This window comes from Kitasatospora terrestris, from assembly GCF_039542905.1.
GTDB lineage: Bacteria > Actinomycetota > Actinomycetes > Streptomycetales > Streptomycetaceae > Kitasatospora > Kitasatospora terrestris.
In genome coordinates, this window is the sequence record NZ_BAABIS010000001.1 from 4,626,966 (window position 1) to 4,639,712 (window position 12,747).

Here is a 12,747-nt window from a genome sequence, read left to right on the forward strand (position 1 = left end):
GGTCGGAGGGCACCGGGTCGGGGCTCAGCCCGCGACGGTGAGTTCGGCGAGCAGTTCGGGCCTGGTGGCCAGCGGCAGGACCGCCAGGCCCAGCACGCTGCCCAGCGCCAGGTAGCCGTAGGTCGGCGGCCACGGGGCGAGCGCCCAGGCCACCAGGACCAGCGCGGCGGCGTTGACCGTGCCGTACACGGCGGCGGCGATCAGCAGCGAGCGGCCCGAGCGGCGCCGTCCGCCCAGCCGGATCGCGGCCGCCAGCCAGAGCACCGCGGGGACCAGCAGGGTCGCGCCGGCGCCGAGTTCGACGATCGCCTGGACGGCCCGCACCAGCCCGTCCTCGCCGGGCGCGTCCGCGGACCCGCCGAACGGACGGACCGACAGCAGGACGTGGCCGACGGCGACCAGCAGCCCGGCCAGCCAGTACGCGGCCACCGCGAAGGCGGCCGTCCGGGTGTTGCGCAGCGTCATGGTGGGCCACAGTACCGGTACTCAAGCCGCAGGTCGGCGGCTGGAAACCCTCTCGTTACGTCTGAGACCCTGACAGCTACGCGCGTTGACCCTAGGCTGCACTGGTCACACCACGCCCGGCCCCCACGCTGATGTGGGGCCCCGACGGTGCAGGGGAACCCGCATGCCCATTTCCGCCTCGATCGGCCGCCGCCGAACGGCGCTGGCCTTCGTCGCCGCCGCCACCCTCTTCGGCACGATGGCCCTCCCTGGCGTCGCCCAGGCCCACGGCCACGGCTGGAACAAGCCGAAGACCGAGGACCTCCAGCTGCTCGCCATCAACGACCTGCACGGCAACCTGGAGCCCCCGGCCGGCTCCTCCGGCACCGTCAAGGAGATCGACGCCACCGGCGCGACCGTCTCCACCCCGGCCGGCGGCGTCGAGTACCTGGCCACCGCGCTGCGCCAGGCCCGCCAGGGCCACCCCAACACCGTCACCGTCGCCGCCGGCGACCTGGTCGGCGCCAGCCCGCTGGTCTCCGCGCTCTTCCACGACGAGCCGACCGTGGAGGCGATGAACAAGCTCGGCCTGGACGTCACCAGCGTCGGCAACCACGAGTTCGACGAGGGCAAGACCGAGCTGCTGCGCCTGCAGAACGGCGGCTGCCACCCGACCGACGGCTGCTACGTGAAGGGCCGCAAGTTCAAGGGCGCGGACTTCGAGTACCTGGCGGCCAACGTCACCAACGAGAAGACCGGCAAGCCGATCCTCGACCCGTACTGGATCAAGAACGTCCACGGGGTCAAGGTCGGCTTCATCGGCGCGACCCTGGAGGGCACGCCGAACATCGTCACCGCCGAGGGCGTCAAGGGCCTGAAGTTCGGCGACGAGGTCGAGACGATCAACAAGTACGCCGCCGAGCTCAAGCGCAGGGGCGTCAACTCGATCGTCGCGCTGATCCACGAGGGCGGCCTCCCGGCCAGCCAGGTCTACAACTACGACTGCGGCGCCGCCGGCGCGGGCATCTCCGGCCCCATCGTCGACATCGCCAAGAACCTCGACCCGGCCATCGGCGCGATCGTCACCGGCCACACCCACAACGCGTACTCCTGCGCCATCCCGGACCCGAACGGCGTCCCGCGCTCGGTGACCAGTGCCGCGTCCTTCGGCCGGCTGTTCACCGAGATCAACCTCAAGCTGGACAAGCGCACCGGCGCGATCGTCCGGCCGTCGGTGACCGCCGCCAACCACATCGTGCGCCGCACGGTGGACAAGGCCCCGGACATGACCGACCTGATCGCGTACTACTCCAAGCTGGCCGCCCCGATCGCCGGCCGCGCGGTGGGCTTCATCGCCGGGGACATCAACGGCCGCGGCTCCGGCGACCTGGAGAAGCCGCTCGGTGACGTGATCGCCGACGCCCAGCTGGCCGGCCTCGCGCCCGCCGAGAAGGGCGGCGCCCAGGTCGCCTTCATGAACCCCGGCGGCATCCGCTCCGACCTGGTCTTCAAGGCCTCCGGCAGCGAGGGCGACGGCGTGGTGACCTACGGCGAGGCCTTCACCGTCCAGCCGTTCACCAACATGATGCAGGTCAAGACGCTGACCGGCGCCCAGCTGATCCAGCTGCTGCAGCAGCAGGTCAGCGGCCTCAACGAGGCCGCGCCGAAGATCCTGCAGAGCTCCAAGGGCCTGACCTACACCCTGGACATGAACAAGACCGGCGCCGCCCGCGTCCTGGTCGACTCGGTCAAGCTGAACGGTGCGGCGATCGACCCGACCGCCGGCTACCGGGTCGCGGCCAACGAGTTCCTGGCCGGCGGCGGCGACGGCTTCCCGGCCTTCGCGGCCGGCACCGACAAGCTGGTGGGCGCGTCCGACCTGGACCTGTTCACCGCCTACCTGACCGCCAACTCCACGGCGGCGGCCCCGCTGGCCGCCCCGGCCCAGGACCGCATCAAGATCATCGGTGTCGGCCAGGACGTCGACTGACACCTGCTCCGGACCAGTGAGGGGCGGGGCACCGGTCGGGTGCCCCGCCCCTCCGCCGTCGCTACGGCCGGTCCGACCGGCCCGGCAGCCGCATCGTCGCCTGCGTCCCCGCACCGCCGTCCGGCGCCGGGCCGAGCGCCACCTCGCCGTCGGTCTCCCGCACCGTCTGCGCCACGATCGACAGCCCGAGCCCCGACCCCGGCAGCTGCCGGGAGGACGGCGACCGCCAGAACCGGTCGAAGACGTACGGCAGTTCGTCCGCCGGAATGCCCGGGCCGTGGTCGCGGACCACCAGCCGGCCCTGCCGCAGCTCCACCGCCACCGTCCCGCCCGGCGGCGAGTACTTCACCGCGTTGTCCAGCAGGTTCACCACCGCCCGCTCCAGCGCCGCCGCGTCCCCGCGCACGTACCAGGGCTCCACCGACACCTCGAACCGCAGGCCCGGTCCGCGCAGCCTGCCCCGCTCCACGGCCCGGTCGACGATCTCGTGGAACGCCACCACCGCCGGACTCCCGCCCGGCCGCGGCGAATCCGGCCGCGACAGCTGCAACAGGTCGCCGATCAGCACGGTCAGCTCCTGCATCTGCGCCTTCATGCTCCCCAGCAGCTTCTGCCGCGTCGCCGGCGGCAGCGCCCGCCCGGTCTCGTCCGAGCGGATCAGCAGGTCCACGTTGGTCCGCAGCGAGGTCAGCGGCGTACGCAGCTCGTGCCCGGCGTCGGCGATCAGCCGGGTCTGCCGCTCCCGCGAGTTCAGCAGCGCCGTCGACATCGAGTTGAACGAGGTCGACAGCCGCGCGATCTCGTCCTTCCCGTGGACGGGGATGGTCGTCCCGACCTCCTCCGTCCGCGCGATGTGCTCCACCGCGTCCGTCAGGTCGTCCACCGGCTTGAGCGCCGACCGCGCCACCACCCGACCCGTCGCACCGGCACCGATCACGCCGACCGCCGCCACTCCGAGCAGTACCAGCGCCAGCTGCTGGAGCGACTCGTGGACACTGGTGACCGGCACCGCCGTGAGCATCACGAACGTCCCGGTGGTCGTCTTCCCGTCGGCGTCCACCAGCGTTCCCGTCCAACTGCTCTGCCGGACCATGGCGGGCGTCCCGTCGACGTACGACCCGTCGCGGTAGGTGGCCTTGTGCCATCCGAGCGTGGTCGCGTCCACGTCGGACGGTTCGATCTTGAAGGCCTTGTAGGGGCTGCTCAACGGCGCGCAGACGTCGCCGCTCTCGGAGAGCAGTTGGACGTTCCACGGGCCGGCCGCGCCGGGCCGCGGGCCGGGGGTGCCCGTCCCGCCGGTGGTGCTCTCCAGCTTCGCGGCGGTCGCCTGGGCCTTCTCCACCGCGCCCGCCGCCGTGGTGTCGCACTCGGCGACCTGGACCGGGCTGCGGCCCAGCCGCCAGTTGCTCATCACGTCGTACGGCGCGCGCGCCAGATCGTTGCGGACCTGGTCGTAGAGCTTCCCCTCCACGACGAACCAGCACGCGAGCGCGGCGAGCGCGATGGTGACCGCCACGGCGGCGGCGGTGAGCATGGCCAGCCTGCTCCGCAGCGATCTGCCGCGGAACCACCCCGTCAGCCGGCCGAGCCGCTTCACGCCGCGGCGCCGGTCGCGGCGCGCAGGGCGTAGCCGACGCCGCGCACGGTCTGGATCAGCCGCGGCATGCCGCCCTGCTCGGTCTTGCGGCGCAGGTACATCACGTACACGTCGAGCGAGTTGGAGGAGGGCTCGAAGTCGAAGCCCCAGACGGCCTTGAGGATCTGTTCCCGGGTCAGCACCTGGCGGGGGTGGGAGAGGAACATCTCCAGCAGCATGAACTCGGTGCGGGTCAGTTCGATCGGCTTGCCGTCGCGGGTGACCTCCCGGGTCGCGGTGTTCATCCGCAGATCGGCGAAGGCGAGCACCTCGTCCTCGTCGTCGCCGCCGGCGATCCGCGCGGCGGCCTCGGCGGCGAGCGCGTTGCGCCGGAGCAGGGCCCGGACCCGGGCGAGCAGTTCGTCGAGTTCGAAGGGCTTGGCGAGGTAGTCGTCGGCGCCGACGTCGAGGCCGGTGACGCGGTCGCCGACGGCGTCGCGGGCGGTGAGCATCAGGACCGGGACGGAGTCGCCGCGGGAGCGCATCCGGCGGACGGCGGTCAGGCCGTCCATCCGGGGCATCATGATGTCGAGCAGCACCAGGTCGGGGTGCTCGCGTTCGACCGCCTCCAGGGCCTCGTAGCCGTCGGTGGCGGTGACCACCTGGTAGCCCTCGAAGGCGAGGCTGCTCTCCAGGGCGTCCCGCAGGGCGGGTTCGTCGTCGACCACGAGGACGCGGGCTCCGGCGCCCTGGGCCTCGGCGGGGGTGCGGTCGTCGGCGGGGGGATTCATCGGCTCGGGCCCTCTCGGTGTCCGTGATGGTGTGGCCATTGTCCGTCGGACAGTGGCTGACTACAGGTTCTGACCGGCCTGCATCTTCGGCAGGACCTGCTTGACGCTGTCGATCGGGATGGCGAAGCCGAGGCCGACGCTGCCCGCGGTGGAGGAGCCGGCGGTGGAGCTGGAGCCGGAGGCCGAGTACATCGCCGAGTTGATGCCGATGACCTGCCCGGCGGCGTTGATCAGCGGGCCCCCGGAGTTGCCGGGGTTGAGCGCGGCGTCGGTCTGCAGCGCCTGGTAGGTGGCGGTGTCGCCGGCGGAGGAGCCGCCGGAGGAGGTGGAGCCGCGCATCCCGGGCAGGTTCGGGAAGCCGAAGCCGCCGTTGCCGCTGGTGGTGGACTCGTCGACCTGGACGGTGACCTTGCGGTCCTTGGCGCTGATGATGCCGGAGGTGACGGTGCCGGTGAGGCCCTCCGGATTGCCGATGGCGACCACCGAGTCGCCGACCTGGACGGCGTCGGAGTCGCCGAGGGCTGCGGCGGTCAGCCCGCTGACGCCGGAGGCGGTGACGACGGCGGCGTCCAGGGACTTGTCGGTGCCGGTGACGGTGGCGGTCGTGGTCTTCCCGTCCTTGAAGGTGACGGTGATCTGCCCGCCGCCGTCGACCGCGCCGGAGACCACGTGGTAGTTGGTGAGGATCTGCCCGCCGGAGGTGATGACCACGCCGGTGCCGGTCGCGGTTCCGCCGGAGGTCTTCACGGTCAGCTGGACGACGGCGGGGGAGACGGCGGCGGCTATCGCGGAGACGTCCGCGCTGCCGTCCGACTTGGCGGAGACCGGGCTGACCACGGTGGTCCCGGACGCCGAGGAGTGCCGGTCGGCCTGGGCGAGCACTCCGCCGGTGACGCCGCCGAGCATCGCGGCGGCCGCGGCCACGGCGGTGACCAGGGCGAGGCGGCCCTTGAGGAAGCCCCGCCCGGCACGGCCGCCCCGCTCGGGCGGGTCGGGCTCCTGGGTGCTGTGCAGCACGGTGCCCTCGACGACGTGGGCGGTCGGCGCCTCGGCGGGCTGCTCCGGGTACGGGTGCCCGGGGTGCGGCTGCCGGGGCTCGTACGGGTACGGCTGCTGGGGGTACTGGTCGTCGCTCATGGCAACCAACGTCCGCCCGGTTCGTGAGAACTCGATGAGAGCGTGGTCAGAGCTGTCCGAGAAGCCCGTCAGCTTCTCATAAAGCCTGGTCAGGCCGAGGGTTCTCCGCAGCCGCAGGAACGCCGCACGACCAGCCGCGACTCGAACTTCCGGACCCGCTCGGTGTCGCTGCCGGGCACCATCAGCGAGTCGTCCAGCACCAGGTCGACGGCGGCCCGGGCCATCGCGTCCCGGTCCGAGGCGACGGTGGTCAGCGGCGGGTCGGCGAGCGCCGCCTCCGGGACGTCGTCGAAGCCGGCCACCGCCAGGTCCTGCGGCACCCGCAGGCCGACCTCGCGGGCGGCCCGCAGCACGCCGATCGCCTGGTCGTCGGTGGAGCAGAAGATCGCCGGCGGGCGGTTCTCGGAGCGCAGCAGCTCGACGGCCACCTCGTACGCGCCGTAGCGGTGGAAGGGGGCGTCGACCAGGTGCGGTTCGGTGGGCAGGCCGTGCGCGGACATCGCGCGCTCCCAGCCCTCGACGTGGTCGATGACCGGGTCGCCGGGCGCGGGGGACTCCACCGGGCCGCCGAAGCAGACCACGTACGGGTGGCCGTGGACCTCCAGCAGGTGGCGGACGGCGGCCTCGGCGCCGCCGACGTCGTCGGTGACCACCGCGACGTCGTCGATCGCCTCGGGGCGGCGGTGCAGCAGCACCACCTTGGCGCCCTCCATCGCGGCGAACTCCTCGGCGGCCCGCTGCGAGGGGCCCTGGCTGACCAGGATCAGCCCGGACACCCGCATGCCGAGGAAGGCGCGGACGTAGTGCACCTCGCGGTCGTCCACGTAGTCGGAGTTGCCGATCAGCACCAGCTTGCCGCGCTCGGAGGCGGCCCGTTCCACGGCGTGCGCCATCTCCGCGAAGAACGGCTGGCGGGCGTCGGGCACCACCATGCCGATCAGGTTGGTGCGGCGGGAGGCCATGGCCTGGGCGACGCTGTTCGGCCGGTAGCCGAGCTGCTCGATCGCGGCCAGGACCTTCTCCCTGGTCGCGGGCGCGACCGGGCGCGGCCCGTTGTTGATGACGTAGCTGACGACCGCGGTCGAGGTCCCAGCCAGTCGGGCTACATCGTCGCGCGTCACCTTGGCCACGCAGGGAGTCTACGCGGGTGGTCCACCCGTCGGTCGGCTCCCTGCTCACACCTTGGCAACAATCCTGGTCAGGCCTCGCGGGTGGCCGCCGCCCGCGGCTGCTCGGCACCCGCCCGCTCGCCCTTCTCCGCCTTCTCCGGCACCACGAAGCGGTAGCCGACGTTGCGCACGGTGCCGATCAGCTGCTCGTGCTCGACGCCGAGCTTGGCGCGCAGCCGCCGGACGTGCACGTCCACCGTGCGGGTGCCGCCGAAGTAGTCGTAGCCCCAGACCTCCTGGAGCAGCTGGGCCCGGGTGAAGACCCGGCCCGGGTGCTGCGCCAGGTACTTGAGCAGCTCGAACTCCTTGAAGGTCAGGTCGAGCACCCGGCCCTTCAGCTTGGCGGAGTAGGTGGCCTCGTCGACCGACAGGTCGCCGTTGCGGATCTCCATCGGGCTGTCGTCCACGGCGACCTGGAGCCGGCCCATGGCCAGCCGCAGCCGGGCCTCGACCTCGGCCGGGCCGGCGGTGTCCAGCAGGACGTCGTCGATGCCCCACTCGGCGGTGACGGCGGCCAGGCCGCCCTCGGTGACCACCAGGATCAGCGGGCAGCCGATGCCGGTGGAGCGCAGCAGCTGGCACAGGCTGCGGATCTGCGGCAGGTCCCGGCGGCCGTCGACCAGGATGACGTCGGCGCTCGGGGTGTCCACCAGGGCGGACCCCTCGGCCGGGGCGACCCGCACGTTGTGCAGCAGCAGGCCGAGCGCGGGCAGGACCTCGGCGGACGGCTGGAGGGCGTTGGTGAGCAGGAGGAGAGAACTCATACCCGGTTAGTCCCCTTTCCGGGTGGTCGCGGTCGCGGGGCACCGGGGGGACCGGTCCTTCCGCGGGGTTGGGTGGGGGAGCGCCCGCAGAACCGGCCGATACGCCGCTGGGCAGGACGGCCGCCCCGGCGCGTGCGAGGTCCCGCAACCCCTGCGCCGTGCCGCTGACCTGCTGCCCATCCGCGAACCTTCCGGTCTGTCCCGCCGGCGGCGCGCACCTCGTTGTGGCGCCCCGGTGGGGTCGTCCGTACGTGCGAGCGGTGCGGGTGGGGCACCGGGTTCGCAAGCACGTCCGTACTGGCGTCCTGAAAGCACAAAAGGACCCGGGGGCGACTCTGCCCGGATCCCTTACGCCACGAGAATAGCCGACCACACCCCGCTCCGGGAGGGGCGCGCAGCGTGCGCGCGGCCGATTGCGGCACCTTCCGGCCGTGACTATCGACACTTGGCGCGCTGCCGGGGACGTGGGGTATTGCCGCCCGGGGGGCCGGTCGGTCCATCATGGAGGCCGCACCGGCCGCACGGTACGTGTACACCTTGGCGTGGGCGGCCCGGCACCGAGCCGGCCGCCGCACCGGGCGAGGACCACCTGGAAGGGCTCTGCCATGACCGCCACCGCCGACGTCCGCGCCACGCCCGCCTCACCCGCGCGGGTGAGCGGGACCCTCCGCTACTGGGCGGCCGCCAAGTCCGCCGCCGGGACCGCGGAGGAGCGCTACGAGGCCGCGACCCTGGCCGAGGCGCTGGCCGGGGCCCGGAGCCGGCACGCGGACCGGCCGCAGCTGCTCAAGGTGCTCGGGATCTGCTCCTTCCTGGTGGACGGCGACCCGGTCGGCGGGCGGGACCACGCCGAGGTCGAGCTGTCCGAGGGGTGGACGGTCGAGGCGCTGCCGCCCTTCGCCGGCGGCTGAGCGGCCCGCGGGCGGGCGCGGGACGGAACAGGGGAACCAGGGCTCGGGGTGTGATCGTCGTACTCCCGAGGCGTACCGAGGCTGGGGGAAGTGGCGATGCGTGGACCGGTGAAGGCACTGATCGGCCTGGCCGTGCTGGCCGGCCTGCTGGTCGGGGCCGACCGGCTGGCGGTCGGGGTGGCCGAGGACGAGGCCGCCGACAAGCTGGTGAGCAGCGGCCGGGTCGGCTCCCGGCCCGAGGTCACCATCGAGGGCTTCCCCTTCCTCACCCAGGCGCTGTCCGGCGAGTTCGACGAGGTGCGGCTGACCGCCGACGGCATGACGGTCAGCAACGGCCGGGAGCAGGTCGCGCTGCACTCCTTCCAGGCCCGGCTATCCGGGGTGAAGGTCGCCGACTCGTACCGCGACGCCACCGTGCGCAGCGGCAGCGGCAGCGGGCTGATCAGTTACGCGGACCTGTCCAGGCTGACCGTCGGCGTGGTGCCGCTGGGGCTGGAGTACGCCGGGCCGGGCCGGGTGAAGTCGGTGGTGCCGGGCGGGGCGATCGAGGGCCGGCTGCGCAACGAGGGCAACACGGTGATCGTGGACGACCTCCAACTCACCGGCGCCGCGGCGGCGTTGAAGGGGATGGCGGGAGACAGGCTGAACGCCCGGCGGTTCACCCTGACCAACCTGCCGGCCGGGCTCAACCTGGCCTCGGCCGCACCGCAGAGCGACGGCCTGCGGCTCGAGTTCACCGGCAGCAACCTCAGCCTGATCGGCTGAGCGGGCGGCTCCCGCCGTCCCGATCCGCGAGACGGCCCGTCCAGACGCGGCCCGCGGAGCGCCTCCCCGGGTGCCCGCGGAGGCGGTCCGGCCACCCCCTGCCGCCTCCCGCCTGGGCGGCGCCGGGGCAAATCTCAGCATCCGACCGTTCTGGTCTCAGCATTCGACACGCTGATGACAGCAGCCCTTGAGTGTCCCTAGCATCGTCCCCATGAAGCGACAGGCAGACCTCACGAAGCGGCGGGCGGTAGACCACTGCCGCGTGTCGAGCTGCCTCTGTCGAATGCGCTGACCGGGCAGTTCTGACCGGTATCTCCCGGCCTGTCCGATTTCCCCGGCGCTTCCGCCTTCCAGACTGACCTCATGCGTCACCCGTGATCCGCCCTGTCTCGACATTCGGACAGATGCTCGGATGGTGGCGCGCACCCCGAAGCAGCAGCACCTTCCGCCACACCGCCCCCGGATGGAGACATCACCATGAGCCGCAGCGACGTCCTGGTCGACGCCGACTGGGTCCAGGCCCGCCTGGACGACCCGAAGGTCGTCATCGTCGAGGTCGACGAGGACACCTCCGCCTACGAGAAGAACCACATCCGCAACGCCGTCCGGATCGACTGGAAGACCGACCTCCAGGACCCGGTCCGCCGCGACTTCATCGACCAGGCCGGCTTCGAGGCGCTGCTCAGCGCCAAGGGCATCGCCAACGACGACACCGTGGTGCTGTACGGCGGCAACAACAACTGGTTCGCCTCGTACGCCTACTGGTACTTCAAGCTCTACGGCCACGGTGACGTCCGCCTGCTGGACGGCGGCCGCAAGAAGTGGGAGCTCGACTCCCGCGAGCTGGTCGTCGAGGTGCCGACCCGCGCCGCCACCCAGTACACCGCCCAGGCCGCCGACTCCTCGATCCGCGCCTTCCGCGACGACGTGGTCAACGCGATCGGCAACCTGAACCTGGTCGACGTCCGCTCGCCCGACGAGTTCTCCGGCAAGCTGCTCGCCCCGGCCCACCTCCCGCAGGAGCAGTCGCAGCGTCCGGGCCACGTCCCGACCGCGAAGAACATCCCGTGGGCGAAGAACGCCAACGACGACGGCACCTTCAAGAGCGACGAGGAGCTCGCGGCGCTCTACCAGGCCGAGGGCGTCGACCTGGCGAAGGACACCATCGCCTACTGCCGGATCGGCGAGCGCTCCGCGCTCACCTGGTTCGTCCTGCACGAGCTGCTGGGCCAGGAGAACGTCAAGAACTACGACGGCTCCTGGACCGAGTACGGCAGCCTCGTCGGCGTGCCGATCGAGCTCGGCTCCAACTGAGCCACCGGCTCGAAGCACAAGAAGGGAACACAAGACATGTGCGGTGCGAAGGCCGGCGGCCCGGACCTGGCAGGAGTTGACGTGGCGAGCGAGACGATCATTCAGGGTTCGGTGACCCGCAACGACGAGCCGGTCAACGGCTACGTGCGGCTGCTCGACGAGAACGGCGAGTTCACGGCCGAGGTGCCCACCTCGGCGACCGGCCAGTTCCGGTTCTTCGCCCGTCCGGGCAAGTGGACCCTGCGCGCGCTGGTCCCCGGCGCCACCGTGGACCGCCAGGTGGTCGCCGCCCAGGGTGAGTTCACCGAGGTCGCGATCGCGGTCTGACGACCGCCGACGCTGCTGCGCACGACTGGGGCCCCCTGCCGCGGCAGGGGGCCCCGGCCATACCCTGGAAGCGTGCAGGCGCACCGGCGGCATGTCCGCTACTTCGTGATGATGGGCGTGTGCGTGGGTCTCTTCGCCCTGGCGGGGGGCCTGGTGCGCCTCTGGTCGGTCGGCGCCGCCATCGCGCTGTGCCTGGTCGCCATGGTCATCCCGCCGGTGGCCGCGATCCTGGCCAACAAGCGGGACCCGGACGACGACTGGTGGAACGACCCGCGCTGGGACGACCCGGACTGGGACCGCCCCGGCCACGACCGCGACCGCCCCGACGGATCCCCGCCCGACCGCCCCGGCGACGACCGGCGCAACCCCTGGGGTCAGTAGACCAGCGCCTGCACCCCGTCGGCCATGACCTCGTTCAGGAACACCTGGGCGCCGGCGATCCGGATCCCCTCGACGGTGTCCTCCTCCTCGATGCCGCGGCGCACCGCGCACTGGGTGCACAGCGTGACCGTGCCCGCCGCCAGCACCGCCTCCAGCAGGTCCGGCAGCGGCGCCGAGTGCGGCAGGCCGAACTCCGCGGCCCTCCCCGGCAGCGCGAACCAGGCGGACTCGCCGGTCAGCCAGAGCGAGACCTCCACGCCGCTCGCCACGGCGACCCCCGCCACCGTGAACGCCTGCGAGCAGCGCTCCGGCGCGTCCGCGCCCGCGGTGACCTTGATGACCAGCTTCTTCGACATGCCCCAGAGCGTACGCGCCAAGGGGGGCCCCGATAGACTCGGCGGGTCGTACCCTCGCCGACCCCTGTGCCCCTGGGAGCATCCCGTGTCCAGTCTGGAAATCTTCTTCGACAGCCTGCTGGTCCTGATCGCGATCGCGACCATCTGGTTCGCCATCTTCTCGGTCATGAAGCTGTACCAGGGCCAGCGCTGATCCTGCCGTACGGTTGATGCTGTGATCGAGATTCCTTCCGACCTCCACAAGGACGTCGTCCCGCTGGCCTTCCTGCTCGGCACCTGGGAAGGCGCCGGCGTCTTCGACTTCCCCGGCGCGGAGAAGTGCAACTTCGGCCAGGAAGTCGTCTTCCGGCACGACGGCCGGGCCTTCCTCGAGTACCGCTCGCGCACCTGGGTGCTGGACGAGCAGGGCGAGAAGGTCCGCCCGCTGGAGAACGAGCACTCCTTCTGGCGCGTGACCAGCAACCAGCACGGCACCAGCGGTGAGCGCGAGATCGAGGTCTCCTCGGTCCGCGACGACGGCACCGTGGAGATCTGGTACGGCAAGCTGCACGACGGCAAGCCGCAGATCGACCTCGCCACCGACGCGGTCGCCCGGATCGAGGGCGCGGCCCCGTACAGCGGTGGCAAGCGCCTCTTCGGCCTGGTCAAGGACGAGCTGTTGTGGGTCGGCGAGAAGGCCGCTCCCGAGGTGCCGCTGCGGCCCTACATGTCGGCCCAGCTGCGCAAGGTGCTCAGCCCCGCCCAGCTGATCAAGGACATCAACGACCTGCCGGACGACGGCATCGCCTTCTTCCGCTGATCGGAACGTGCGCGAGGTAGGGA

At 72.0% G+C, this 12,747-nt stretch carries 14 protein-coding genes; 7 read left to right on the plus strand and 7 right to left on the minus strand.

What is annotated here, in order from left to right:
- Window positions 1-24 precede the first annotated feature (24 nt).
- Window positions 25-465: a hypothetical protein gene (locus tag ABEB06_RS21400; protein WP_345698482.1), complete on the minus strand. Its 441-nt coding sequence runs from the start codon at window positions 463-465 to the stop codon at window positions 25-27.
- Between the two features lie 163 nt (window positions 466-628).
- On the opposite strand from ABEB06_RS21400, the gene ABEB06_RS21405 reads away from it, so the two are divergent.
- The gene (locus ABEB06_RS21405; RefSeq protein ID WP_345698483.1) at window positions 629-2,434 is read left to right on the plus strand and encodes a bifunctional metallophosphatase/5'-nucleotidase; all 1,806 of its coding nucleotides are present in this window, start codon (window positions 629-631) and stop codon (window positions 2,432-2,434) included.
- Between the two features lie 61 nt (window positions 2,435-2,495).
- Here the strand turns inward: ABEB06_RS21405 and ABEB06_RS21410 are convergent, their stop codons facing one another.
- The 5 genes from ABEB06_RS21410 to ABEB06_RS21430 all read right to left on the minus strand — a co-directional run bounded on the left by ABEB06_RS21410 (window position 2,496) and on the right by ABEB06_RS21430 (window position 7,871).
- Window positions 2,496-3,968 (minus strand): sensor histidine kinase, encoded by a 1,473-nt coding sequence (locus ABEB06_RS21410; protein ID WP_345698484.1) that lies wholly within the window; start codon window positions 3,966-3,968, stop codon window positions 2,496-2,498.
- A gap of 59 nt (window positions 3,969-4,027) precedes the next feature.
- The gene (locus tag ABEB06_RS21415; RefSeq protein ID WP_345698485.1) at window positions 4,028-4,801 is read right to left on the minus strand and encodes a response regulator transcription factor; all 774 of its coding nucleotides are present in this window, start codon (window positions 4,799-4,801) and stop codon (window positions 4,028-4,030) included.
- Window positions 4,802-4,861: 60 nt separating this feature from the next.
- Window positions 4,862-5,938: a S1C family serine protease gene (locus ABEB06_RS21420; protein WP_345698486.1), complete on the minus strand. Its 1,077-nt coding sequence runs from the start codon at window positions 5,936-5,938 to the stop codon at window positions 4,862-4,864.
- A gap of 89 nt (window positions 5,939-6,027) precedes the next feature.
- On the minus strand, window positions 6,028-7,068 hold the full coding sequence (locus tag ABEB06_RS21425; protein WP_345698487.1) for a LacI family DNA-binding transcriptional regulator: 1,041 nt from the start codon (window positions 7,066-7,068) through the stop codon (window positions 6,028-6,030).
- 68 nt (window positions 7,069-7,136) lie between these two features.
- Window positions 7,137-7,871 (minus strand): response regulator transcription factor, encoded by a 735-nt coding sequence (locus ABEB06_RS21430; protein ID WP_345698488.1) that lies wholly within the window; start codon window positions 7,869-7,871, stop codon window positions 7,137-7,139.
- Window positions 7,872-8,476: 605 nt separating this feature from the next.
- Here ABEB06_RS21430 and ABEB06_RS21435 point away from each other — a divergent pair.
- From ABEB06_RS21435 to ABEB06_RS21455, 5 genes are all read left to right on the plus strand, one after another.
- Window positions 8,477-8,782 (plus strand): MoaD/ThiS family protein, encoded by a 306-nt coding sequence (locus tag ABEB06_RS21435; protein ID WP_345698489.1) that lies wholly within the window; start codon window positions 8,477-8,479, stop codon window positions 8,780-8,782.
- 96 nt (window positions 8,783-8,878) lie between these two features.
- Window positions 8,879-9,547, plus strand: a complete 669-nt coding sequence (locus tag ABEB06_RS21440) for an LmeA family phospholipid-binding protein (RefSeq protein ID WP_345698490.1) — start codon at window positions 8,879-8,881, stop codon at window positions 9,545-9,547.
- Window positions 9,548-10,024: 477 nt separating this feature from the next.
- Complete coding sequence (locus ABEB06_RS21445) at window positions 10,025-10,861, plus strand: sulfurtransferase (RefSeq protein ID WP_345698491.1); 837 nt, start codon at window positions 10,025-10,027, stop codon at window positions 10,859-10,861.
- Between the two features lie 36 nt (window positions 10,862-10,897).
- Window positions 10,898-11,188, plus strand: a complete 291-nt coding sequence (locus ABEB06_RS21450; protein ID WP_345698492.1) for a DUF1416 domain-containing protein — start codon at window positions 10,898-10,900, stop codon at window positions 11,186-11,188.
- A 72-nt stretch (window positions 11,189-11,260) separates the two neighbouring features.
- On the plus strand, window positions 11,261-11,569 hold the full coding sequence (locus tag ABEB06_RS21455) for a DUF3099 domain-containing protein (RefSeq protein WP_345698493.1): 309 nt from the start codon (window positions 11,261-11,263) through the stop codon (window positions 11,567-11,569).
- Here the strand turns inward: ABEB06_RS21455 and ABEB06_RS21460 are convergent.
- Window positions 11,563-11,925, minus strand: a complete 363-nt coding sequence (locus tag ABEB06_RS21460) for a DsrE family protein (protein ID WP_345698494.1) — start codon at window positions 11,923-11,925, stop codon at window positions 11,563-11,565. The genes ABEB06_RS21455 and ABEB06_RS21460 overlap by 7 nt on opposite strands.
- A gap of 214 nt (window positions 11,926-12,139) precedes the next feature.
- On the opposite strand from ABEB06_RS21460, the gene ABEB06_RS21465 reads away from it, so the two are divergent.
- Window positions 12,140-12,724 carry a heme-binding beta-barrel domain-containing protein gene (locus ABEB06_RS21465; RefSeq protein WP_345698495.1) on the plus strand — a complete coding sequence of 195 codons (585 nt, stop codon included), beginning with the start codon at window positions 12,140-12,142 and terminating at the stop codon, window positions 12,722-12,724.
- Window positions 12,725-12,747 lie beyond the last annotated feature (23 nt).

Excerpts from the sequence above, each read along its gene's own strand:
- ABEB06_RS21400 (WP_345698482.1), bottom strand. The coding sequence starts at position 465 with ATGACGCTGCGCAACACCCGGACGGCCGCCTTCGCGGTGGCCGCGTAC.
- ABEB06_RS21405 (WP_345698483.1), top strand. The coding sequence starts at position 629 with ATGCCCATTTCCGCCTCGATCGGCCGCCGCCGAACGGCGCTGGCCTTC.
- ABEB06_RS21410 (WP_345698484.1), bottom strand. The coding sequence starts at position 3,968 with ATGCTCACCGCCGCCGCCGTGGCGGTCACCATCGCGCTCGCCGCGCTC.
- ABEB06_RS21415 (WP_345698485.1), bottom strand. The coding sequence starts at position 4,801 with ATGAATCCCCCCGCCGACGACCGCACCCCCGCCGAGGCCCAGGGCGCC.
- ABEB06_RS21420 (WP_345698486.1), bottom strand. The coding sequence starts at position 5,938 with ATGAGCGACGACCAGTACCCCCAGCAGCCGTACCCGTACGAGCCCCGG.
- ABEB06_RS21430 (WP_345698488.1), bottom strand. The coding sequence starts at position 7,871 with ATGAGTTCTCTCCTCCTGCTCACCAACGCCCTCCAGCCGTCCGCCGAG.
- ABEB06_RS21435 (WP_345698489.1), top strand. The coding sequence starts at position 8,477 with ATGACCGCCACCGCCGACGTCCGCGCCACGCCCGCCTCACCCGCGCGG.
- ABEB06_RS21440 (WP_345698490.1), top strand. The coding sequence starts at position 8,879 with ATGCGTGGACCGGTGAAGGCACTGATCGGCCTGGCCGTGCTGGCCGGC.
- ABEB06_RS21445 (WP_345698491.1), top strand. The coding sequence starts at position 10,025 with ATGAGCCGCAGCGACGTCCTGGTCGACGCCGACTGGGTCCAGGCCCGC.
- ABEB06_RS21450 (WP_345698492.1), top strand. The coding sequence starts at position 10,898 with ATGTGCGGTGCGAAGGCCGGCGGCCCGGACCTGGCAGGAGTTGACGTG.
- ABEB06_RS21460 (WP_345698494.1), bottom strand. The coding sequence starts at position 11,925 with ATGTCGAAGAAGCTGGTCATCAAGGTCACCGCGGGCGCGGACGCGCCG.